The following is a 23,155-nucleotide window of genomic DNA, read 5'->3' as shown; positions in this document are numbered from 1 at the left end:
AAATTTGTAAATTACAAATTGTTTTTATAAAATTAGCATTTAGTTAATAAAGGGTGTTTTATGAAGTTGAATTCTGCTGTTATTTTATCTGGTTGTGGTCATATGGATGGGTCAGAAATCAGAGAAGCTGTTTTAGTTATGCTTGAGCTTGATAGAAATAATGTGAGTTTTAAGTGTTTTGCACCAAATAAAAATCAGAAACAAGTTATAGATCATCAAAAGAAAGAATCCGTAGAGGAAGTGAGAAATATTTTGGTTGAATCTGCAAGAATAGCAAGAGGGTCCATATATGATATAGAGCAAATAAATGTTGAAGAGTTTGATATGTTAGTAATTCCTGGTGGATATGGTGTAGCAAAAAATTTTTCTAATTTGTTTGATGAGGATAAACAAGGTGAAAGTATATTACCTGAGTTCAAAAATGCTGTGTGTAAATTTTATAATGCTAAAAAACCTATAGGAGCAGTTTGTATATCACCTGCAGTAGTGGTTGAAGTATTAAAAGATATTGCGAAGGTTAAAGTAACAATAGGAGAGGATTCTAATAATTTAATAGATAAATTGGGAGGGATTCATGTTGATTGTCCTACTATTAAATCTGTTCAAGATGATGTGAATAAAATATTTTCTTGTTCAGCATATATGAGAAATGATAGTCTTTATAATGTATATCTTGGAATACAAGATATGATATCATCTATGGTAAATTCTATAAAGTAGCTGATTTTAATTTATGTGTTGATCTACAAAGTATAAATTTATATTGTTTAAAGTTACTTAGTAAAAAATATGTTTTAGTTATATTTTATAATAATTAGTAAGTATTTTATTATAAATATGTTTAATTTTTCGTTTATTTTGCAATAAGATATACCTACAACAACAGGAGCAACAAAAACCATTGATTTAATAATACCAGAACTAAAAGGAAAACTTAATGGAACAGCTATACGTGTACCAACACCGAATGTATCTATGATAGATTTAGTATTTAATTCTATTAAATCAACTTTTATACTATGAGTTAGTACAGTTATGTAATTTACTAATCTAGTTTTGTATTAATTCTGATAATAATGATACTATATCTAACATTCTCATAGCAAAAGCCCATTCATTGTCATACCAAGCTGCTATACGGCATAGGTTGTTATCAGTAACACATGTTTCATTTGCATCTACTATTGAGCTATATGTACTATGGCAAAAGTCTATAGATACCAATTTTTTATCCGTTATGCTTATAACTTTGGAGTTTTGTGATGAATTTTTTATGATATCATTTATTTCATTAGCATTAGTTGATTTAACAGAATTAAATACTAAATCTATCATAGATACATTCGGTGTTGGTACACGTATAGCTGTTCCATTAAGTTTTCCTTTTAGTTCTGGTATTATTAAATCAATGGTTTTTGTTGCTCCTGTTGTTGTAGGAATAATGGACATCATACATGCTCTTGCTCTTCTTAAGTCTTTATGGTTATTATCAACTAAATTTTGATCATTTGTGTATGAGTGTACTGTTGTAATGAACCCATTTTTTATTCCTACAGTATCATTCATTATCTTTAAAATAGGTGCTATACAGTTTGTAGTACATGATCCAGCTGAAATTACATTGTGTTCTTTTTTTAGCATTTCATTATTTACACCATATACAATTGTTACATCAGAATCTTGTACTGGTGCTGATACTATAACTTTTTTTACTGTAGAGTTAATGTGTTGTATTGCTAAAGATTTTTTGTTAAACTTCCCTGTACATTCTAGTACAATATCTATGTTATGTTTTTCCCAGAAAATGTTTTTTGGTTCTTTTTCAATTGATAGTGGAATTTTTTTATCGTTGATTATTATATAACCTTCTTCTGATTCTACATTATATGGAAATTTTCCATGTACAGAATCGTATTGAATAAGGTGTGCATGTATTTCTGATGATGTAGATCCGTTTAATGCAGATAATTCTATTGATGATTGTGTGTTTTCATATATTGCCCTTATTAAACATCTTCCTATACGTCCTAGCCCGTTTATTCCTATTTTCATAGATCTAACCTTTATTTTTTATATAATTATAGATATACTTATTACATTCTGTTACTTTATTTAGTATACAGTTATATAATTTCATAAAACTGAAAAAGTTAATAGCTTTTTGTTTTTTCTGATTTATAATATAAACTTGTGTTGCCGTATCTTAATATTAGGTTTAGTTGTGCATTTTTTATAGGAATAGTGAGGTGAAATAATTGATATGTTAGATAATAGTAATAAAAAAGGTAAAGGCATAGCTGAAGAGCAATTGTTAAAAACCCTTAACTATAGTTTATACAAATTAAATAGTCAAGACGTGACTAGAAAAAAAATTGTCCTGGCTGTATCTTTACTTTATGCATTAGTTTTTGCTTCAGGTGCTATTTTACAGTCAGGGATTCTGGGTATAAGTAAGGAAAATACAATTTTTCTTGGTTGTCTTGTTGAATTTGTAGCTTTGCTTTTATGTATATCTTTTCTTGTTACAGGTTTATATAATGTTTTGTATATAGAAAAAGAGAGAAAAAAATTAAATGAAAAAATAAAAAAGTGTAAAGGACAATATGATACAGTATCTTTTAGCAATGATGTTGCAGAGTTTTGTGATGGTCATGCAAATAAATTTGATTTAACTGGTGGATTCCTTACCACTATTATGCAAGCAGTTGCTGTATTTAGTTTAATGGTTACAACAATGTTTGATGTAACCAAGATTCCTTATGGTACTGCATTTAATTTGCAAGGGATTGTAGATACTGTAGGGAATATATTTTTCTTAATCGCTGCAAGTATGTTTTTAATTTCTTATTTAATTAGATGTAAGAATAGTAAGGATAGGGATGGTAGATCTTCAGGTAGTCCTGCTCAAGCATTTATTTTTAGTAGTATATTTTTTGGTACTTTTTTGATTTTTGCTGGGAAAGTACTGCTTTCTTTTGAATGTAGAGCTGGCGCAATGTATACAAATAGTCTTGGTCCTTTTGGTATGGATGCATTGCCATTAGGGTTTATAACTCGTTGTATTGGTATGATGATATTTTGTACAGGATATGCATTAATGTTACATTTCAGCATTAAATCTAATAAAGAATTATCAGCAAAAGTACAAATTGATGATGAACAATATATTGCTTCTGGTATGGAAGAAAGTTACGTTCAACATTTTTCAGATAAAGATCAAATCTTATCTGGTTCATGATAAATTAATATTGATATTTTTATATTTTTTGTTATAATTAATTGGCTTAAATTTTTTCTAAAGTGGAGTATTTATGGATAATTACAGTAATGTACGTTTTCAAAGTGCTTACTATAGTGTTGGTCTGAGGAATTATCTAGTGAAAGTATATAACTACATGGCTATGGCTTTAGGATTAACTGGTATAGTGGCGTTTTTTGTTTCTTCATCTTCCGCTCTTATGTCTGCGATATATAATACTCCTTTACACTGGGTAGTTATGTTTGCTCCTATAGGGTTAGTTTTTTTAATGTCGTATAAATTAAATGTTTTCAGTTTTCAAACTGTACTGACGGTATTTTTTAGCTTTGCAGCATTGATGGGTGTTTCCATTTCTTATATATTTCTAGTGTATACTTCAGCAAGTATTGCAAAGGTGTTTTTTATATCATCTTCTATGTTTGGTATCATGGCCTGGTATGGCAATGTTACCAAGAAGGATTTGTCTCAATTTGGAACGTTCTTATTTATGGGACTTGTGGGAATAGTTCTTGCTTCTTTAGTTAATTTATTTTTGCATAGTGGCCCATTGCATTTTGCTATATCAATTGTTGCAGTAGTTTTATTTACTGGTATGACTGCATATGATGCTCAAAGAATTAAAGATGTGTACTATAAGTTCAATGATGGAACTGATGTTTCTGTCAATAAAATGGCTATATTAGGTGCAACTACTTTATACTTTAATTATGTTAATATATTTTTAAGCTTATTGAATCTACAAGGTGAACGTAGATAGTTTTTATGCAGTTTATGGTATATAATTGCAATTTAAATATAATTCTGTTGACTTAGTTTTTTTAGAGAAACTAGCTCATTTTGTTGCTTTAAATTTAAAAAAGTGTGACTCTGTTTCTTTAGTTGGTGATTTAGGTGTTGGTAAAACTGCTTTTGTTAGGTTTTTAGTTAATACGTTAATTCCATCTGAAGATGTGAGTAGTCCTACTTTCAGTATTATTAATGAATATCATTCTAGTGAATTTATAATATACCATGTTGACCTTTATAGGATTAATTCTTTAAGTGAAGTATATGACTTAGGTTTAGATTGTATTTGTAATAACGGTATTTGTATTGTAGAGTGGCCTAACTTATTAGATAGCATATTAAATTTTAATTTAAGAATAAATATAAACTGTTCTATAAGAGAAAATCTTAGAGATATTGAAGTTATTACCAATGATAGTGATTGGTATAATGCTTTTAAGAAATTCATACATCAAAATAATTGAAGATAGCAATATGTTAATGTTCTTTTATTAAATTAGAAACAGTAATTAATTAGTGTAACTTGAACTGTTTTATAGGTTGTTTCAAGAAAATTGGATGAAATAAGTACATAAAGTTCTAACTAAGTATATATCATGTTGGAATACTGAAAATTACAATTATAAGATTATAAAACGCAAGTAAGTGATGTATAAAATTTTATGCACTATTTATTATTGGTAACTGATCTAATATGATGAATGATTAAGTCACTGTATTTATAAACTATATAACTTTACATTTTAGTAAATAGTAGATTATTTAAAAATAATTAAAAAAGAATTATCCACTATTGCACTTCATAATACTGAAAGTTACAAGTAATATCATAATAGGAAAATTTTTATATTTTCAAAGTGATATATTATTTATTGTGAAAAAATCAAATGCTATTGGAAAATATGTATAATTAATATCATTATTGTTGTTATCAAATTCAAGTGTTAAAAACATACTTAAATCTATGAAAAAAGAATATTATCAATAGTAAGAAAATATCATATTACATTAGTAATAAACTTTCTTAGATAAAAATATTATTGTAGAATTAAAGTAGAAAGTACTTATATTTCAATAATAACGTTAGACTATTAGTATGGTATTTTTATTAACATTTCAAAAAATAATCTACTCCATTTTATGGATTTTTGACTTTAGAAATTACTGTTAAATATAAAATTTTTTGAAAATGTGTGGTATTAGCTGAAATATTTCACAAAAATAATAAATTGTTTATAAATGCTAAGTATTGATATTTCAATTATGTAACTGTATAGGTTATTGATATTTAAACTTACTTATTTGCAATATTATTTCAGTAAAATTATAATTGTTTATTGTAGAGGTGCAAATGCTTACAATGAAATAAAGTTATTTATGTGTACTAAATTATTGATGTTTTAGTTATGTAGTGACTATATGGGTTGTAAAATCTAAAACTTGCTTTGAATATAGAAATTTATAACTTGGAATTCATGATATTGACTCAGGATATATTATTTGTGAATACTATAGTGTAATGAATATAGTAACTAAGTGTAAGTTGTGGATTCTTTAAGACTTAGTTTGGTGGTATATAGTTTACTGTCGAACTACATAATATTAATCAGATGTTCATTAATAAATGTTTTATAAACACTGAAGCTTATTGATATTTGAGATAAGGTTATAGGTTTTTAGCACTAGAATTTACTGATAGTTGATGTGACTGTGATAGTTTTTATATGAGGCATAATATTAATTACATTCACAGTTTATAAACACTGAAACTTATTGATATTTGAGATAAGGTTATAGGTTTTTAGCACTAGAATTTACTGATAGTTGATGTGACTGTGATAGTTTTTATATGAGGCATAATATTAATTACATTCACAGTTTATAAACACTGAAACTTATTGATATTTGAGATAAGGTTATAGGTTTTTAGCACTAGAATTTACTGATAGTTGATATGACTGTGATAGTTTTTATATGAGGCATAATATTAATTACATTCACAGTTTATAAACACTGAAACTTATTGATATTTGAGATAAGGTTATAGGTTTTTAGCACTAGAATTTACTGATAGTTGATGTGACTGTGATAGTTTTTATATGAGGCATAATATTAACTACATTCACAGTTTATAAACACTGAAACTTATTGATATTTGAGATAAGGTTATAGGTTTTTAGCACTAGAATTTACTGATAGTTGATGTGACTGTGATAGTTTTTATATGAGGCATAATATTAACTACATTCACAGTTTATAAACACTGAAACTTATTGATATTTGAGATAAGGTTATAGGTTTTTAGCACTAGAATTTACTGATAGTTGATGTGACTGTGATAGTTTTTATATGAGGCATAATATTAACTACATTCACAGTTTATAAATACTGAAACTTATTGATATTTGAGATAAGGTTATAGGTTTTTAGCACTAGAATTTACTGATAGTTGATGTGACTGTGATAGTTTTTATATGAGTGCATAATATTAACTACATTCACAGTTTATAAACACTGAAACTTATTGATATTTGAGAGTAAGGTTATAATGTTTTAACACTACTGTTAATTAGTGAAATTTGTGACAGAGTGTCATTTGCATGCATAGTATTAAACTCAATGTTTAAATATGTTTTATGGATACTAAAGTTTTGAAAATTATTAACTTTTTATTGTGAATAAAACAAATATAAGTTGTATGCCTAATATATTATTTTTGATTTACTAATGTGTCTTGAAAATGTAAAGCAGGTTATAATGCTACGGTAAGTACAGTTGTTAGTGACTTCAATATTGCGTTAAGATATTCTGTAATATTTGTAACAATAAATCTTTTACTAAAATAATGAACAGTTTTTTTTAGTATTTTTCTTTCAATGACATATATTGTAGATAATACTGACTATCATGTAAGGATTTTTATCATATTCTGTTTTATAGCAAATGCAAAAAATACTGTGTACTATAATAAATGAAATTTCTATAAAAATTCTATCCTATAAGTTGAAGAGTTTAAATTATTAAAACAGTGTAACAAATGTGTTGTTGCCTTAGGATTTATGCTTTAACTCTTGGTTTATAGAAGGAAATAAGAATACTATAACTTAGGTATTATAGTATTCTGTAGATGTTTATTTGGCAGTTAACACCATATTAATCAGATTTCCTTCCTTTTTTAGTAAATTTTCTGGCTTTGCAATGTCAGAAGTGTCCTTTATGAGTCTTTCTATAATCTCCATTCCAACTTCTGGGTGGAGTATTTCTCTTCCTATAAATCTGAGTGATATTTTTACTTTATCGCCTCTTTCTATAAAACTACGTAACATGTTTAGTTTTACATTATAGTCATTATCTCCAATATTAAGTTTGAACTTAAGTTCTTTTACTATGATGGTTTTTTGTTTCTTTTTTGAATCACTTATTTTCTTTTTATGGCTATACCTGTATTTACTGTAGTCGAATATTTTACATAGAGGATATTCATCATCATGTACTATTTCAACTAGATCTAAATTAACAGCTTTAGCTCTAGATAAAGCGTCTTCAATATCTACAACTCCAATCATAACACTATTTTGATCAACAAGTTTTACTTTTTTTTCTGTAATCATTTCGTTGATCCTGTTTTTATTAGAGAATTTATTTGTTTTCAAATCTTACACTCCTGACTAAAAATTACTAGATGCTAACACAAGTTAATAATGTTTTCAACGCTTTATCAATAGGCATTACTTGCTGTGTATTTGATTCTAAATAACGTATAGATACAGAATTTTCATTAACTTCTTTTTTCCCTACTATCCAAAACACAGGTATTTTTTTGTGAATGTGATTCCGTATCTTGTAATTTATTTTTTCATTTGTAGCATCAAGCTCAACTCTTATGTTATGTTCTTCAGCTTTTGTTTTTAAAGAATTAGCATATTCGATTGATTCTTCACTTATAGTTAATATTGATAATTGTGTAGGAGCTAACCATATTGGAAATTTACCTGAATGGTGCTCAATTAGTATTCCTATAAACCTTTCAAATGTGCCTAAAATTGCACGATGTAGCATTATTGGATGATGTTTTTTTCCATCACTACCTACATAGTATGCGCCTAATCTTTCTGGTAGCACAAAATCCATTTGTAAAGTTCCACATTGCCATTCTCTACCTATAGCATCTTTGAGTACAAATTCTAATTTTGGTCCATAAAATGCTCCATCTCCAGGATTTAAAACATAATTTAAATTAGCAGCTTCAACTGATTTTTTTAATGCTGATTCAGCTCTATCCCATGTTTCATCGCTACCAGCTCTATTTTCTGGACGGTCTGAAAATTTTACTAATATGTTAGTGAATCCAAAATCTTTGTATACCTCCATTAATAAGTTACAAAATTTTAATGCTTCAGAGATAACTTGACTTTCTGTACAGAAAATGTGTGCATCATCTTGAGTAAAACCACGCACCCTCATTAATCCATGTAGTGCTCCTGATGCTTCATATCTATGACATATTCCAAATTCTGCCATACGTATAGGTAAATCACGATAACTTCTAATTTTTGAGTTGAAAATTTGTATATGACATGGACAATTCATTGGTTTTATTGCTAAAACTTTGTCTTCTGCTTCACTTAAGAACATATTTTCACGAAACTTATCCCAATGTCCTGACTTTTCCCAAAGCTCTTTGTTTAGAAGCATAGGAGTTTTTACTTCTATGTAACCGTTGGTTTCTAGTTTCTTTCTTATGTAGTTTTCTATGGTTCGGTAAATAGTCCAGCCTTTTTTGTGCCAAAATACTTGACCACATGCTTCATTTTGAATGTGGAATAACTCTAGTTCTTTTCCAATTTTCCTATGGTCTCTCTTTTCTATTTCTATTAGGTTATTCAAATATGATTTTAGTTCTTCTTCATTACGCCATGCTGTACCATAAATTCTTTGTAATTTCTCATTACTTGAATTACCTTGCCAATAAGATCCAGATACTTTTGTTAATTTAAAAGATTTTGATGTTTTTGTTGAAGGTGCATGTGGACCACGACACAGGTCAATGAAATTTCCTTGTTTGTAAACAGTGATATTTTCATTGTTTGGAATTTTGGATATTATTTTAACTTTGTAATCTTCTCCTATGCTAGAAAAAAACTTTATCGCTTCTTCTCTAGTCCATACTTCACGTATAAAGCTTTCGTTTTTGTTTATAATTTCTATCATTTTTTTTTCTATTATCTCTAGGTCATTACTAGAAAAGTTATGTTCTGTTGCGAAATCATAATAAAAACCATCTTTAATAGTTGGACCAATTGTTATTTGAGTATCTGGAAAGATTTCTTTTACTGCTTGTGCCATGATATGTGCAGTATCATGGCGTATAATTTCGAGACCTTCTTCGCTATTTGTTGTTATGACTTCAAAAGTACAGTTTTCTGTAATTTCTCTTGATAAATCGTAAGATTCTCCATTTACTTTTACAGCTATTGCTTTATTTTTTAATTCTGGAAATAGATCAGCTACTACATCGTATCCTTTGATTCCACGATGAAATTGCTTACATAGATTGTTATTGAAATAAATATTTATCATCTTACATTAACCATAATTAAACATATAATTTTAAAGTACATAACCAATGTTTTGTTATTATATCTTATTTGTTTATGTATTACATTATAAACTTGTATAATAATTTAAGAATTTTTTTATTCTACTAAATGTATTTTTAATAATGATATCTTTGCAATTTTTATAACTAATTATATTGATTAAAGAACTTTATAGGTTTTAGGTTTATGGAAATGTAAGTATAATTTCTAATACTAGTAGTATATTTATTATATTTTGTTAACAGTTGTATAACACAATTTGTTTATTTTTAATTGTTTCACTACTTGTTAAGTGATATAAGTTTGTTTGTTGTTTATATAATGTTATTACGTGATAATAAAACAAGAAATATTAGAAAAAGCTAAAACATGTGTTTTAAAACTAGTAGAAAATAATTCTAAAATAGTAATAGCTGAATCATGTACAGCAGGATTGATGTCTTTTTTGTTATCTTGTATTCCAGGAGCATCAAAAGTATTAGATTGTAGTTTTGTTGTATATTCGAATGAAGCTAAAGCTAACATTTTAGATATTGATAAAGAACTTATTGATAAATGTGGTGCTGTGAGTTCAGAAGTATCTATTTTAATGTCAGTTGGTGCTTTAAAAAATTCAAGAGCTAATGTGTCTATCTCGATTACTGGGTTTGCTGGTCCTGATGGTGAGCAAGTGGGATTGGTTTATGTAGGTTATGCTTCAAATGTTGATAGTGATTATAAAAAGTGTTGTTTTAGTGATAATATGAGTAGAAATGAAATACAAATGTTATCTGTGAATGCAGCTATGGATTTTCTATTATACAAAATAAAATAGAGGTTTTATCATTAAAAACTTGGAATATGTAGAGTAAATAGCGTACAGTAATACATATTTTATCTTTACTATAAAGAAAGTATATGACAATTAAAAATATTTCTTAATAAAAACTTTAATTTATTACAATGCAAACTTGTAAAATACCTTAGCAAATGAAATATATAGAAGTAATACACTATGTTTTTACTGCAATGAATACACAACATCATAGCCTTAAAATGCTGTGCAATTTGCAAAATTAAGAAGCATGTCTTGCAACATTACTGCGTTCTTTTATTCTTGCAGATTTACCAAATAGACTCAGCATATAATAAAGTTTTGCTCTACGTACTTTACCAAATTTTACTACTTCTATGGATTCTACTGTAGGGGAATATAAAAATACTTGCAATTGTATACTTTCATTGTAGCTTATTTTTCTTAAAGTAAAAGAAGAGTGTAAACCGTTATTTCTTCTTTTTATGCATACACCTTCAAATACTTGTATACGTTCACTTACTCCATCAAAGATTTTCATGCTTACTCTTAGTGTATCACCTGCGCTAAACTTTGGTATTTCTTTATTGGACAACAATTTCATCTGTTGTTCATTGAACTCCTTAAGCAAATTACTCATATATATCTCCATTTATTGTATCAGTTAATTCAGGACGCCTTTGCTTCGTTATACAATAAGATTGGTTGGCTTTCCAAAGATTAATCTTTTTGTGATTTCCAGAGAGTAAGATATCAGGAACTTCTAATCCTCTCCATTTTGCTGGACGTGTGTACTGAGGGTACTCTAATTGATTATTTAAAGTAAAGCTCTCATCACATATACTTTGTGTATTATTAACTACTCCAGGTATAAGCCTGACACAAGCTTCTATGAGAACCATGCAAGCAACTTCTCCACCTGATAATATATAATCTCCAATACTTATTTCGTGAAAATCATAAAAATCTAAAATTCTCTTATCTATTCCTTCAAAGCGACCACATAGTACAGTTATATTAGAAAAATGTGTTAATTGTCCAGAAATATCTTGATTTAATTTTACTCCACTAGGAGACATGTATATTAGTTTTGTATTTTTATTTTTACTCAATACTTCATCTATTGCTGAACCTATAACATCTGCTTTCATTATCATACCAGGTCCGCCACCATAAGGTTTATCATCTACTGTTTTATGTTTGTCTTTTGCAAATGACCTTATATCAATAACATTTAGATTCCAAATACCTTTATTTAAAGCTCTTCCTATTACTGAATAACTTAGTGGACCTGGAAACATTTCTGGAAATATAGTTAGGACGTTAACATTAAGTGTCACTGCTATTCCCTATAGTTTCTGGTAAATTTATTATTATATATTTTTCTTTAATGTTTATATAAGGGAATATGTTTTTTGTAAAAGGTAACATAGTACTTTTTTTAGAATTGGAAAGACATATTTCTATAATATCACAAGATCCAAAATTATGAATTTTCTTTATATTTCCATAAACTTTGTTGTTTTCCAATATGACATTCAATCCTATTAAATCATTGTGGTAGAATTCATCATTATTTGTAAGGTTTGGTAGTTTGTCTTTTTCTATGAAAAGCTTTTTATTTCTTAGTAAATCTGCATCATTTCTTGATACTATGTTTTTGATTTTTGCAATTATTATATTTTGTGATATGACAGATACTATACTTATCTTATATGTATTTGTTCCATCAGTTAACATTCCATAAGATGTAAAATCTTCTGGACTTTCTGTAAAAGTTCTTATCTTTACATGTCCACTAATTCCATGAGATGATGTGATCACACCAAGACATATTAGGTCGTTTCTCATTTTATATGTATGTAATACGATTCAATATTATAATATGGTATATAAAATTATCTCAGTTGTAAATTTTTAGAATCATTTTAATTTTAGTTGGTGTGTTTTGAATTAAAAGACTTTATATTGGATTTTTTAATTTATCTAATATTGAATTAAATTGTTGTTGATTATTGTATTTTATAACAATATTTCCCTTGTGATTTAATCCTTTTATTTTAATTTTTAGTTTTAACATTTCAGATAGTGAATTCTCTAATTCTGTGAAGTTTTCTAAGATTTTATTTCTGTGTGGTTTTTGTAAGTTTTTGATTAGTAATTCAGTTTGTCTTACATTTAAGTTTGAAGAAATAATTTTTTGTGCTATTTCTTCTGGATTCTCTATATTTATTAAAGCTCTAGCATGTCCAAATGATATGAGTTTATCATTCACCATTGATTTTATAGAAGGTGGTAAAGATAGTATTCTTATCATATTTGTAATATGACTTCTACTTTTACCTAAAATAGAAGCTAAATCTTCGTGTGTATAAGAAAAAGTATTGATTAAATTAGAGTATGCTTCTGCTTCTTCTATAGGTGTTAAATCTTGTCTTTGTATATTTTCTATAATTGATAATTCTAAACACTGACTATCACTTATTTCTTTTACAATTACGGGTACTGATTTTAATTTTGCTAAAATGCTGGCTCTCCATCTTCTTTCTCCTGCTATTATTTCATAACCTTTTTTGTGTGGATTTTTCCTGATAATAATTGGTTGTATTATGCCGTGTTTAGAAATAGATTCTGCTAGTTCTTTAAGTGATGCTTGATCAAAAGTTTTTCTTGGTTGTGATGTACTAGGGTTTAATAAGTTTATTGGCATTGTTAAGTGATTGCTAGTATTAATGTTATTACTGGTGTTATTGTTGATTTCTAAATTACTATTTCCTATTAACTCAAAAATGCCTTTTCCTAGTCTTTTTGTCATTTTAAATACCTATTATTTTTTTTGTTTTTTTAGGATTTCTTTTGCTAGATATATATATGCTTGTGAACCTGCGCATTTGAAATCATATATAATAGCAGGTTTTCCATGAGATGGAGCTTCAGATAATCTAACATTTCTAGGAATTACTGTTTTATATACAGATTCTTTTAAATACTTTCTAATATCTTCTTCTACTTGTTCACTTAGCTTATTTCTTTTATCATACATAGTTAGAATAATTCCTTCTATTGATAAAAGTGGGTTGAGATGTTTCTTGACTATTTCTATGGTTTTTATTAAATGGCTAAGTCCTTCTAAAGCAAAAAATTCACATTGTAGTGGAATCATAATAGAGTCTGCTGCTATTAATGCATTTACTGTTAGTAGTCCCAAAGAAGGTGGACAGTCGATAAAGATATAGTCGTATGAATTTTTTACTTCGGACAAAGATTTTTTTAAAATAAATTCTCTTTGTTGTACTTGTGTTAACTCAACTTCTGCTGCAGATAGGTCTACTGTTGATGGTAATAAATGTAAGTTTGGTATTTCAGTTGTGACAACAGCTGATGATATAGGTAGATTATTGATTAATACTTCATATACTGTATTTGTTCTTTGTTCATATGTTATTCCAAAACCAGTACTGCTATTACCTTGAGGGTCTAAATCTATAAGTAAGGTCTTTTTATTTACTATAGAAAAAGCTGTTGATAAGTTTATACTAGTTGTTGTTTTCCCAACACCACCTTTTTGATTTACTATTGCAAAAACTTTGCTCATACAGATAATTTACATTTTTTTTAATTATATATTAGATGAAACTACTGTCACTGAATTTTTTATTTTAAGTATTGTATATTAGGATATGATACAAAATTTGCAAGATGAATGATTTTTGTTTTAATTTTTTGAGTAAATCATAAGATTTTTTTGTTACTGGTTTATATAATCATTCATTAATATATTGATATAATGGTTCTTTGTGTTTGTAAATGAAATAATAAGTGAGTAACATAATGTTTTTTTATTCCTAGTTTGTATAGTAATTTAACAGATTCCGTTATATTTGTATATTGAGTAGATGATGTTTAGTTATCATAATATGAAGTAATAAATGAGAAATATAGATCTTATTAATTGAATCTTTTGTTTGAGTGTTTATGTTTCACGTGAAACATAAGGGTTTTTTATTCCTAATTTGTCTAATAACTTAATTTCAATAGATTCCATTATATATTGATCTAATGGTTCTTCATGATCGTAATCTAAAATATGTAATAATCCATGAATCAACATATGAGAAGTATGATGTTCTATTGGTATATTAAGATCAACTGATTCATTCATAAGTACATCTAATGAAATAAAAATTTCTCCTAGATAACAATTTTTATCTAATTTATTGTATGGAAATGATAAAACATTTGTTGGTTTGTTTTTTTTTCTATATTCATAGTTTAATTGCTGTAATAATTTGTTATTTGCTAATACGATAGAAATTATAGGTTTGTACTCATAAATATTTAAATCTATTAGGGAAGTATTGATAATATTTTTCACGAAACTTTTTGGTTTTCTTATTACATTATACCACTTTTTGTAGTAAACATTAATTTCAATCACAATGCAGTTTCTCCTAGTTGTAAAATGCAATACCACTCTTGTTCTGTTATTGGAGAGACTGATAATCGTGGTTGTTTTAAAACAATCATATTTTTTAATGTAGAATTTGATTTTATATCTTTCAAAGATACTGTTTTATTTAATTTTTTATTTGTCTTTACTTCAACTACGCCAAACTTATTGTTTATGTCAGTAATGTAGAATTCTTTATATATAGCTACTATTCCTATTATTACTTTTTCTTTTCCAGAATGATAAAAAAAAGCAAGATCATTATATTTCATTGCTTTTAAATAGTTCTGTGCTTGATAGTTTAATACGTTATCCCACACAGTAACTTTATCATGCACCATATTATCCCAAGAAAAATCTTTAGGTTCTGTTTTTAAGAGCCAATAAGACATTGCACCTTATTTTTTTCTTAAAAAAGTTGGAATATTAAGTGATTCTTCATCCCAGAATTCGTTCTTATTGAATTGTGCTTTATAGGCTGATTCATATATTTTGTTGTTAGATACTTGATTTTCTATGTTATCTTGTTTCCTAATATGATTTATAGAATTAATCATATCTTGTCCTGGATCACTAGGTTTATAATAAGCAATTTCATTGTCTGATGGGTTAAAAGATTTATTTGATATTTCAGATAACTTATTATCTTGAGTTTCTTTGTTTTTAAGTGTGCTTTTGTTTTGTATGACTACTTCTTCATTATCTATCCCAGTTGCTAAAACAGATACTCTGATCTTTCCTTCACTTTCTTTGTTGAATGTTGATCCAAATATTATATTAGCATGGCTATCTACTTCTTCTCTAATGCGATTTGCAGCAGCATCAACTTCGAATAGTGTCATATCTAATCCACCAGTTATGTTGATTAATATTCCTTTTGCTCCTTTCATTGAAATATTATCTAATAGAGGATTAGATATAGCTGCTTCAGCTGCTAATATGGCTCTATTTTCTCCTTCTGCTTCTCCTGTACCCATCATTGCTTTACCCATCTCGCTCATTATTGCTCTAATATCAGCAAAATCTAGGTTGATAAGCCCTGGCATTACCATTAAATCAGTTATACCACGAACACCTGTATGAAGTACAGTGTCTGCAAGCTTGAATGCATCTGCAAATGTTGTTTTATCGTTAGCAATCCTGAATAGATTTTGGTTAGGGATTACTATCAATGTGTCAACATACCTTTGGAGCTCTTCTAATCCAAGCTCTGCTGTTCTCATACGGTGTGCACCTTCAAAATGAAAAGGTTTAGTGACAACTCCTATAGTTAGAATCTTGTTTTCTTTTGCAACTTTGGCAATTACAGGTGCTGCACCTGTTCCTGTTCCACCACCCATTCCAGCAGTTATGAACAACATATTGCTATCTGAAATTTCTTCGATAATTTCATTTATTGATTCTTCTGCAGCTCCTCTACCTACTTCTGGTAGTGACCCTGCACCTAACCCTTTTGTTAATCCGATACCTAATTGAATTTTCTTTTCTGATAAAGAAAGCTCTAATGCTTGTGCATCTGTGTTTGCTACTACAAAGTTAACACCATGTAGATTGGACTGTATCATGTTATTAACAGCATTACCTCCAGCACCACCTACACCAAAAACTGTAATTCTTGGTCTTAATAGGGATTGATCTGGTAAACAAATATTTAAAGACATACTGAACACATAATAACGATAACTTAATATACTACGTCAATTAAATAATGCAAATAATTTGATAGATATAAAATAAATTAAGTATGTATATTTAACTAATAATAAATTTATATAAATATATAGTTGTTTCTATTGGTAATTTATAGCGTAATAGTTACTCAGTGGAAGTATTGAAATTAGTTTGAACTAAAATATATATAGTGGAATTAAGATAAATATTGTATGTGATATTTAATATATTACAGTGCTAAAGAAGTAATAGAGTGTGAATACGTAAGAAGTTGTAATACGTAATTATTATATAAGAATAAACTTTATATAGGTTTGTTTACAACTGTATAATACTTGTGTGTGTTTATTAACATATTGTAGGTTATGTTATGAATAATGGTTATAATTATCATTATCATGCACATCAGGTTGACTTTTTGATTCAAAAAAGTGACAGTCCTAATATTGATTTTTATCATGGTGTTTTACATTTTAATGATGAAGATAGCAGGTACTTTGCTACTGCGGAGGTCATTAATGATTTGACAGGAGATAAAGGTACAATAAATATACTTGAATATGAAGACGGTATGTACTATGATGACGGGCATATTGCTAAATGTGATTTGGGAATTTTGCTTGAGCATTATGATTCTGTGAAATCTATTAATGAAGTTACATCAATTAATAGGGCTTTTCTACCTACTCTTCTTGGGAATTTAGATCAATTACTTATTGATCCATCTAAAGTAGATGCTAATGAAGCTGCTATTACTGTGCTTATACATAATGGTGTAAATTCTCAGATGATTTCTTTGGTGTGAATAATGAAGATAATCAAGTTGAATTATTAGAACTGTAAATGTAAATAATAAGTAGGTTTTTGTTATACTTCATTATTTTGTATGTAAATTGTATATGCCCACTGGAGGTTTTGAATTATTTAATAATTTAAACTCTAGTGTCATTATATTTAAGTATAAGCTTGTTATTGATAATTTGTATGTTGCAGGTTTTTTCTTCTATCTCGTTAAACATAAGTTAAATGTAATAAATATCTGGTATTTTAAATTAATAAAGTATATAGTTAATATATTAATATATTTTTTTAATAGAGTTTTATTATGGGTTTATATTATAATGAATATCAGAATGATCATCAGATTGATTTTTTAATTCAACAAAATGGCCATTCTAATGTTGATATTTATCATGGTACATTACATATCAACGGTAATGAAGGTAAATATTATGCTAGTGCATCTATTGTTAATGATTTGACAGGTGATAAAGGTACGATAAATATACTAAATCATGGTGTAAAAGGTATTTATAGTAATGAAAGTCCTAAATGTGATTTAGAAATTACTCTTGAACATTATGATCCTGCTAGTTCTGATAATATTATTACTTCAATTAATAAGAGTTTTATTGTTTCTGTATTTAGTAATTTACAGGATTGTCTGTTAATTGACTCACATAATCCATTGCTAATGGATCCATCTAAAGTAGAACAAATTAATAAAGAACCTGTTATTGCTGTGCTTGTGCACGATGGTATAGATACTAAAAAGATAAGAGATTCTTTCTTTAATGAAAAACCTGAAAATAAAGAACATAAAGCAGGTGGATGTACTTATGTTTATTCTCATGGCAAAACGGAAACTAAATGTGAGTGATAAATAATTTTCTTATAGAAATATTGTAGAGAGTTATTGCTTATTTGAATGATTGAAGTTTTGTGTTAATACATTGATATTTATTACATTGCTTTTTTCTACTGTTTATATCTATTAAGTGTAAGTAACGTAATTTGTAGTCTAGGGTATTATATTGTAAGTGAGGATTTATTATATTAATGCTTTTAGATAATTATTTAATTTATAGGAGGTGTTTATGAGTATAGATTATGATTCATGTCAGATTGACTTTTCAATTCAGAGAAGTGGTCATCCTGGTGTTGATGTTTATCATGGTATTATGCATGTTAATGAAGAAGGAAGTAGTTATTATGCTAGTGGACATATTGTTAATGATTCAGGAAATGAAGGGATAGTCAATATAATTAAGTACTGTAATAGAGGTATTTATAATGATGAACATTGTACTGAATGTGATTTAGAGGTTATTCTTGATGATCCTAATAGTAGTAGATATGTGTTTCATGTAAGTAAGGATGACACTTGTTTGATGTGTGATGAACGTAATATATTATCAATGATGAAACCTTCTAGGAAGGTACAAATTCAAAATGATGCTGTTGTTGCTTTAGATATATATGGTTGTAAAAACACTTAAAATGATTGAGTGTTTTTAATAATAAATATACACAAGAATAATCAATTAGTGTCTATTTTTGTTCAATATAATTACGTGTAAATGATTAGTTATGTATTGTTTATGTTTAAAAACTATTTGCTATATGTATTAAGTTAGCGATTAATCATGTGCATAATAAAAAACTTTTAATTTATTATAAACTCAAATATTAATTAAGTATTGTTGTTTTATAATTTGTTGTAGTAGTAGTTTATATTGTATGCTACTAAGGTTTATATAGATACTTTCTATATCAAATACAGTTGTAGTATATCTTTAAATGTTATACATATTAAGCGATTTTTGCTATTAAGTGATGAGAAGTATATTAGTGTTAATGTTGTTATTTTAGTTCTCATAATTCAGTGATTCTAATAATGACAGAGTATGTTTTTATATTAGTTATTATTATGAACCAAAATTAATTGCATATGATTCAATTTTTTGAATATTATAAGTACTAGATATGTTATTTTCATAGTTGATAATAGCATTGAGATTTTCATTAGAGTTAAACAATAGTTGTTGTTTTGTTGCTATTATAATAATAATTTTTATATTCTGAATTTGTTATTGTTTAATGTATAGTCTTCAGAAAAAGTAACTTATGATTTTGTTATTGCACTGATAGTGATAATTATTGTTGTTGCATACTTACATACCATGACAATGCTTGAATTTTTTTCCTGATCCGCATGGACATTTTTCGTTGCGTGAAATTTTAGTGTGATTAATGTTATATTCTGGTATTTGTGTTTCACTTAATTCTATATCAAATCTTAAGTGGGACAGTCTTTGTGTTATTAATTCGTAGAACTTATTCATCATGTTCTCGAGCATAGAAAATGCTTCAGCTTTAAACTCATTTAATGGGTCTTTCTGTGCTATAGATCTTAAATTTATTCCGCATTTTAAACTATCTAGTGCAGCGAGATGGTCTCTCCATAGATAATCTAATGACATGATCATGACTTTTTTTACTGCATAATCCCATAGTTTTTGATCTCTAGATTTAAATTCTTCTATCTTTTGTGTAAAATGTTCATCAACAATTTTGTTGAGATATTCTATAACTTTTTCCTTACTTTCTAATTCACTGATGATGCTGTAATCCAAAGTAAGAGCATATATTCTTGTAAACTCAGATGATAATATTTTATATGTTTCATCGTCTAAGTTGTAGTACTTATCGTGTATTATACTATTGACTATTTCACTGTTAAGATCTCTATATATAATAGAAATATCATAAGAATCATTATCTAAAATACGGTTCCTTTGGTCAAAAACAACTTTTCTTTGTTCATTTATTACGTTGTCGAATTTTAATAAAGATTTTCTGATATCATAATTTCTTGATTCTACTTTATGTTGTGCTTTTTCAATAGACCTACTTATCCATGTATGTTGAATTGCTTCATCTTTTTTCATTCCTAATTTTTTTAGCACACCTTTTATTTTGTCCGATCCAAATATTCTTAATAGGTCATCTTCTAATGATAAGAAAAACTTAGATAACCCAGGATCTCCTTGTCTTCCTGATCTTCCTCTTAATTGATTATCAATTCTTCTGCTTTCATGGCGCTCCGTTCCAATTACACATAAGCCACCAGCTTGTATTGCTATCTCTTTATCTTTTTTTACTTTTTCTGATAATTGTTTATATTTTATTTCTATTGCTTCTTTGTCTGTAGTATTGGCAAGTGCTGTTTTTGCCAACATTTTTAAGTTACCACCAAGCTGTATGTCTGTGCCTCTACCAGCCATATTTGTAGCAATAGTGATTGTTCCAGGTATGCCAGCTTGTGCTATTATGTATGCTTCTTGTTCGTGATAACGTGCATTAAGTACTGAATGTTTTAGTTTATTTTGCGTTAATAACTTGGATAACATTTCTGATTTTTCAATACTTACTGTACCTACTAATACAGGCTGTAGTTTTTGATGGCATTCTGAAATGAATTTAATGACAGCACTGAATTTTTCTTCTTCTGTACAATATATATCATCATTTAAGTCTATTCTTTGTACTGGTATATTTGTTGGAATTTGTACAACTTGTAAGTTATATATACCTAAAAATTCTTCAGATTCAGTTGCTGCGGTACCGGTCATTCCAGAAAGCTTTGTGTACATTCTGAAGTAGTTTTGGAATGTAGTAGAAGCTAGCGTTTGGTTTTCACTGTTGATGTTTAGTTTTTCTTTTGCTTCAAGTGCTTGATGTAGTCCGTCTGAATATCTCCTTCCATCCATCATGCGTCCTGTAAACTCATCTATGATTACTATATTACCATTTTTTATTATGTAATCCTTGTCTAAAGCGAAAATTTTATGTGCACGTAATGCTTGAATAATATAGTGCATGATTATAATATTATCTATGTCATATAAGGAAGTATTGGAAGGAATAAGATTATGTTTAGTTAATAAATTTTCAATTTTTGTCGTCCCAGCTTCTGTTAGGAAAATATTCTTACTTTTTTCTTCTAATTCGTAATCTTCCTCTACTAATTCATAAATCAGGTTATCTATTTTTTTATACATTTTGATATCTTGATCTACTTGTCCAGAAATTATAAGAGGTGTTCTTGCTTCATCTATTAGTATAGAATCTACCTCATCAACTATTGCATAGTTGAATCCTCTTTGTACCATTTCGCTTCTGGAAAATTTCATGTTGTCACGTAAGTAATCAAAACCTAGGTTATTGTTTGTTGAATATAATATGTCACATTGATATGCGTTTTTTCTTTCTAAGTCGTTTGTGTCAGTTAATATACATCCTACAGTAATGCCTAATGCATCATACAGTTCTCCCATCCATTCAGCATCACGCTTTGCCAAATAATCATTTACTGTGACTATATGAACTCCTTTTCCTTCTAGTGCATTTAGATATGCAGCTAAGGTTGCTACTAGAGTTTTTCCTTCCCCTGTCTTCATTTCGGATATCATTCCTTTATGTAAGACCATTCCACCTATAAGTTGTACATCAAAATGCCTCATATTAAGTACTCTTTTTGAAGCTTCTCTTACTACAGCGAAGGCTGGTACTAATATATCATCTAATGTCTTTCCATTTTTAAGTTCTTCTTTAAATTCTATAGTTTTATTTTTTAATGCTTCATTAGAAAGAAGTTGAAATTCGTGCTCTATTGCATTTATGTGTTGAACCACTTTATAAAATGATTTAATTATTCTGCTGTTTGCTGAGCCAAAGATTTTATGTGCAATACTAAGCATAATTAAATTAATATTTAATTTATTAGTTTGTGAATTATATGATTAAATAAGATAAAAGTACAACAAAATTAGCAGCAGTCTATGTAAATGTTTTTGATATTTCATGTACTATAGAAGTTATGTACAATAGCATTCAGAGTTTTTGTGCTTATACAAATTAATAATCAATACAAGCATCATTTAAAAGCATTATAGAGTTATATAAACTATATTCAATTTACTATGCAACACACTATAAAGCAGTTATTCGTAGAACTGAACAACTGCTTTACAAATATTACAGTTTATTAACTATGATAAAAAATTATATTAATAATAGTATTAGGCTAAATTGTTATTTATGTTTTGTTAGGTTGAGATGCGCCTTCTTTTGTTGGATCATTATTTACACCATCAGCAGGTGTAGGTACACTTTCTTGCTTTTCCTGAGGAGTATTAGCGGCAGGTTGTGGTGCTCCATCTTGATTTTCTTTTACATCAGTAACAGGTTTTGATACTTCTGCTTGACTTTCTTTTGCATTAGTGACAGGTTGAACTATTTCTGAATCTGATAATATAATTTTAATGTTATCATTACTATTGTCAAAAGCAATTTGGTGAGGTAAAGCTTCCTCAGCAGATGACACTATTTGTCCGTTAAATGAGTGTAGAATAGGTAATGTTGGATAAACTATACGTTGTTCAAATATGTACTCAAGAATATAGCTGTTTTCTTTTGTTTCATTATTTTGAGATATATTCCCACAAAGGTGACCTAGAGTATCTACACCGTCTGCCAAACTGAGATTAGTATCAAAATTTCCATTGTTATCTATAATAACTTTTCCTTCATATGTTGTTCCATTCACATGAACAGTAGCATTAAGTTCATTGCTGAAAATATCCATTGTAGCTTACCTGAATTTATTAATGATTACATTATATCTTGTTAAAGTAATAAAACAACATGTTTTATTTGATACAAAGAAATAAATTGTCAAAAATTATAAGCCTTTTTCCTGTATATCATAAACATTTACATTAAAAACTAAATTAATATCTGATATTAAAAAC

The 23,155-nt window shown here is 27.7% G+C and carries 21 protein-coding genes and 1 pseudogene; 9 read left to right on the top strand and 13 right to left on the bottom strand.

Annotation, left to right across the window (positions count from 1 at the left end; translation table 11 throughout):
• Window positions 1–60 precede the first annotated feature (60 nt).
• Both elbB and ECAJ_RS04980 read left to right on the top strand, forming a co-directional pair.
• The gene (gene elbB / locus ECAJ_RS04820; RefSeq protein WP_011305044.1) at window positions 61–720 is read left to right on the top strand and encodes an isoprenoid biosynthesis glyoxalase ElbB; all 660 of its coding nucleotides are present in this window, start codon (window positions 61–63) and stop codon (window positions 718–720) included.
• 150 nt (window positions 721–870) lie between these two features.
• A pseudogene (locus ECAJ_RS04980) lies at window positions 871–1,011 on the top strand (type I glyceraldehyde-3-phosphate dehydrogenase); the annotation flags it as partial.
• 39 nt (window positions 1,012–1,050) lie between these two features.
• Here the strand turns inward: ECAJ_RS04980 and gap are convergent.
• Window positions 1,051–2,052 carry a type I glyceraldehyde-3-phosphate dehydrogenase gene (gene gap, locus ECAJ_RS04815; protein ID WP_011305043.1) on the bottom strand — a complete coding sequence of 334 codons (1,002 nt, stop codon included), beginning with the start codon at window positions 2,050–2,052 and terminating at the stop codon, window positions 1,051–1,053.
• Window positions 2,053–2,260: 208 nt separating this feature from the next.
• Here gap and ECAJ_RS04810 point away from each other — a divergent pair, with 208 nt between their 5' ends.
• The 3 genes from ECAJ_RS04810 (at window position 2,261) to tsaE (ending at window position 4,509) form a co-directional block, all read left to right on the top strand.
• Entirely contained in the window at window positions 2,261–3,238 is a 978-nt protein-coding gene (locus ECAJ_RS04810; protein WP_011305042.1) for a hypothetical protein, read from the top strand.
• 73 nt (window positions 3,239–3,311) lie between these two features.
• The gene (locus tag ECAJ_RS04805; protein WP_011305041.1) at window positions 3,312–4,016 is read left to right on the top strand and encodes a Bax inhibitor-1/YccA family protein; all 705 of its coding nucleotides are present in this window, start codon (window positions 3,312–3,314) and stop codon (window positions 4,014–4,016) included.
• A gap of 25 nt (window positions 4,017–4,041) precedes the next feature.
• Complete coding sequence (gene tsaE / locus ECAJ_RS04800; RefSeq protein ID WP_011305040.1) at window positions 4,042–4,509, top strand: tRNA (adenosine(37)-N6)-threonylcarbamoyltransferase complex ATPase subunit type 1 TsaE; 468 nt, start codon at window positions 4,042–4,044, stop codon at window positions 4,507–4,509.
• 2,667 nt (window positions 4,510–7,176) lie between these two features.
• On the opposite strand, the gene infC is transcribed toward tsaE, so the two are convergent.
• Both infC and thrS read right to left on the bottom strand, forming a co-directional pair.
• A complete protein-coding gene (gene infC, locus ECAJ_RS04795) occupies window positions 7,177–7,698 on the bottom strand; it encodes a translation initiation factor IF-3 (RefSeq protein ID WP_081425143.1) in 522 nt (173 codons plus the stop codon).
• Window positions 7,699–7,723: 25 nt separating this feature from the next.
• The gene (thrS, locus tag ECAJ_RS04790; protein WP_011305038.1) at window positions 7,724–9,625 is read right to left on the bottom strand and encodes a threonine--tRNA ligase; all 1,902 of its coding nucleotides are present in this window, start codon (window positions 9,623–9,625) and stop codon (window positions 7,724–7,726) included.
• 351 nt (window positions 9,626–9,976) lie between these two features.
• Here thrS and ECAJ_RS04785 point away from each other — a divergent pair, with 351 nt between their 5' ends.
• Window positions 9,977–10,459 carry a CinA family protein gene (locus ECAJ_RS04785; RefSeq protein WP_011305037.1) on the top strand — a complete coding sequence of 161 codons (483 nt, stop codon included), beginning with the start codon at window positions 9,977–9,979 and terminating at the stop codon, window positions 10,457–10,459.
• 241 nt (window positions 10,460–10,700) lie between these two features.
• Here the strand turns inward: ECAJ_RS04785 and rplS are convergent, their stop codons facing one another.
• The 8 genes from rplS to ftsZ form a co-directional block, all read right to left on the bottom strand.
• Window positions 10,701–11,078 carry a 50S ribosomal protein L19 gene (rplS, locus tag ECAJ_RS04780; RefSeq protein ID WP_011305036.1) on the bottom strand — a complete coding sequence of 126 codons (378 nt, stop codon included), beginning with the start codon at window positions 11,076–11,078 and terminating at the stop codon, window positions 10,701–10,703.
• Window positions 11,071–11,778 carry a tRNA (guanosine(37)-N1)-methyltransferase TrmD gene (gene trmD, locus ECAJ_RS04775; protein ID WP_011305035.1) on the bottom strand — a complete coding sequence of 236 codons (708 nt, stop codon included), beginning with the start codon at window positions 11,776–11,778 and terminating at the stop codon, window positions 11,071–11,073. Before trmD ends, rplS begins: the two co-directional genes overlap by 8 nt.
• Window positions 11,768–12,289: a ribosome maturation factor RimM gene (gene rimM, locus ECAJ_RS04770; RefSeq protein WP_011305034.1), complete on the bottom strand. Its 522-nt coding sequence runs from the start codon at window positions 12,287–12,289 to the stop codon at window positions 11,768–11,770. Before rimM ends, trmD begins: the two co-directional genes overlap by 11 nt.
• A gap of 112 nt (window positions 12,290–12,401) precedes the next feature.
• The gene (locus tag ECAJ_RS04765; protein WP_011305033.1) at window positions 12,402–13,253 is read right to left on the bottom strand and encodes a ParB/RepB/Spo0J family partition protein; all 852 of its coding nucleotides are present in this window, start codon (window positions 13,251–13,253) and stop codon (window positions 12,402–12,404) included.
• Window positions 13,254–13,265: 12 nt separating this feature from the next.
• On the bottom strand, window positions 13,266–14,033 hold the full coding sequence (locus ECAJ_RS04760; protein ID WP_011305032.1) for a ParA family protein: 768 nt from the start codon (window positions 14,031–14,033) through the stop codon (window positions 13,266–13,268).
• Window positions 14,034–14,411: 378 nt separating this feature from the next.
• Window positions 14,412–14,876, bottom strand: coding sequence for an rRNA maturation RNase YbeY (gene ybeY / locus ECAJ_RS04755; protein WP_011305031.1), 465 nt, complete (start codon window positions 14,874–14,876; stop codon window positions 14,412–14,414).
• A complete protein-coding gene (locus ECAJ_RS04750) occupies window positions 14,873–15,280 on the bottom strand; it encodes an EVE domain-containing protein (protein WP_011305030.1) in 408 nt (135 codons plus the stop codon). Before ECAJ_RS04750 ends, ybeY begins: the two co-directional genes overlap by 4 nt.
• A gap of 6 nt (window positions 15,281–15,286) precedes the next feature.
• The gene (gene ftsZ / locus ECAJ_RS04745) at window positions 15,287–16,549 is read right to left on the bottom strand and encodes a cell division protein FtsZ (RefSeq protein ID WP_011305029.1); all 1,263 of its coding nucleotides are present in this window, start codon (window positions 16,547–16,549) and stop codon (window positions 15,287–15,289) included.
• Between the two features lie 380 nt (window positions 16,550–16,929).
• On the opposite strand from ftsZ, the gene ECAJ_RS04740 reads away from it, so the two are divergent.
• From ECAJ_RS04740 to ECAJ_RS04730, 3 genes are all read left to right on the top strand, one after another.
• Entirely contained in the window at window positions 16,930–17,364 is a 435-nt protein-coding gene (locus tag ECAJ_RS04740) for a hypothetical protein (protein ID WP_011305028.1), read from the top strand.
• Between the two features lie 300 nt (window positions 17,365–17,664).
• Entirely contained in the window at window positions 17,665–18,219 is a 555-nt protein-coding gene (locus ECAJ_RS04735; protein ID WP_011305027.1) for a hypothetical protein, read from the top strand.
• A 217-nt stretch (window positions 18,220–18,436) separates the two neighbouring features.
• Complete coding sequence (locus tag ECAJ_RS04730) at window positions 18,437–18,838, top strand: hypothetical protein (protein ID WP_011305026.1); 402 nt, start codon at window positions 18,437–18,439, stop codon at window positions 18,836–18,838.
• A 675-nt stretch (window positions 18,839–19,513) separates the two neighbouring features.
• On the opposite strand, the gene secA is transcribed toward ECAJ_RS04730, so the two are convergent.
• Both secA and ECAJ_RS04720 read right to left on the bottom strand, forming a co-directional pair.
• Window positions 19,514–22,102 (bottom strand): preprotein translocase subunit SecA, encoded by a 2,589-nt coding sequence (gene secA, locus ECAJ_RS04725; RefSeq protein WP_011305025.1) that lies wholly within the window; start codon window positions 22,100–22,102, stop codon window positions 19,514–19,516.
• Window positions 22,103–22,440: 338 nt separating this feature from the next.
• A complete protein-coding gene (locus ECAJ_RS04720) occupies window positions 22,441–22,989 on the bottom strand; it encodes a hypothetical protein (protein WP_011305024.1) in 549 nt (182 codons plus the stop codon).
• Window positions 22,990–23,155: the final 166 nt, after the last annotated feature.

Origin of the sequence: Ehrlichia canis str. Jake (assembly GCF_000012565.1) — a bacterium.
GTDB classification, from domain to species: Bacteria; Pseudomonadota; Alphaproteobacteria; order Rickettsiales; family Anaplasmataceae; genus Ehrlichia; species Ehrlichia canis.
Note: the sequence above shows the minus strand (reverse complement) of the source record. Positions and strands in the feature narration are given on the sequence as shown.

Bases quoted from the DNA above. Each gene is read 5' to 3' on its own strand.
- elbB (WP_011305044.1), top strand. From the start codon at position 61: ATGAAGTTGAATTCTGCTGTTATTTTATCTGGTTGTGGTCATATGGAT.
- gap (WP_011305043.1), bottom strand. From the start codon at position 2,052: ATGAAAATAGGAATAAACGGGCTAGGACGTATAGGAAGATGTTTAATA.
- ECAJ_RS04810 (WP_011305042.1), top strand. From the start codon at position 2,261: ATGTTAGATAATAGTAATAAAAAAGGTAAAGGCATAGCTGAAGAGCAA.
- ECAJ_RS04805 (WP_011305041.1), top strand. From the start codon at position 3,312: ATGGATAATTACAGTAATGTACGTTTTCAAAGTGCTTACTATAGTGTT.
- thrS (WP_011305038.1), bottom strand. From the start codon at position 9,625: ATGATAAATATTTATTTCAATAACAATCTATGTAAGCAATTTCATCGT.
- rplS (WP_011305036.1), bottom strand. From the start codon at position 11,078: ATGAGTAATTTGCTTAAGGAGTTCAATGAACAACAGATGAAATTGTTG.
- rimM (WP_011305034.1), bottom strand. From the start codon at position 12,289: ATGAGAAACGACCTAATATGTCTTGGTGTGATCACATCATCTCATGGA.
- ECAJ_RS04765 (WP_011305033.1), bottom strand. From the start codon at position 13,253: ATGACAAAAAGACTAGGAAAAGGCATTTTTGAGTTAATAGGAAATAGT.
- ECAJ_RS04760 (WP_011305032.1), bottom strand. From the start codon at position 14,033: ATGAGCAAAGTTTTTGCAATAGTAAATCAAAAAGGTGGTGTTGGGAAA.
- ECAJ_RS04750 (WP_011305030.1), bottom strand. From the start codon at position 15,280: ATGTCTTATTGGCTCTTAAAAACAGAACCTAAAGATTTTTCTTGGGAT.
- ftsZ (WP_011305029.1), bottom strand. From the start codon at position 16,549: ATGTCTTTAAATATTTGTTTACCAGATCAATCCCTATTAAGACCAAGA.
- ECAJ_RS04740 (WP_011305028.1), top strand. From the start codon at position 16,930: ATGAATAATGGTTATAATTATCATTATCATGCACATCAGGTTGACTTT.
- ECAJ_RS04735 (WP_011305027.1), top strand. From the start codon at position 17,665: ATGGGTTTATATTATAATGAATATCAGAATGATCATCAGATTGATTTT.
- ECAJ_RS04730 (WP_011305026.1), top strand. From the start codon at position 18,437: ATGAGTATAGATTATGATTCATGTCAGATTGACTTTTCAATTCAGAGA.
- secA (WP_011305025.1), bottom strand. From the start codon at position 22,102: ATGCTTAGTATTGCACATAAAATCTTTGGCTCAGCAAACAGCAGAATA.
- ECAJ_RS04720 (WP_011305024.1), bottom strand. From the start codon at position 22,989: ATGGATATTTTCAGCAATGAACTTAATGCTACTGTTCATGTGAATGGA.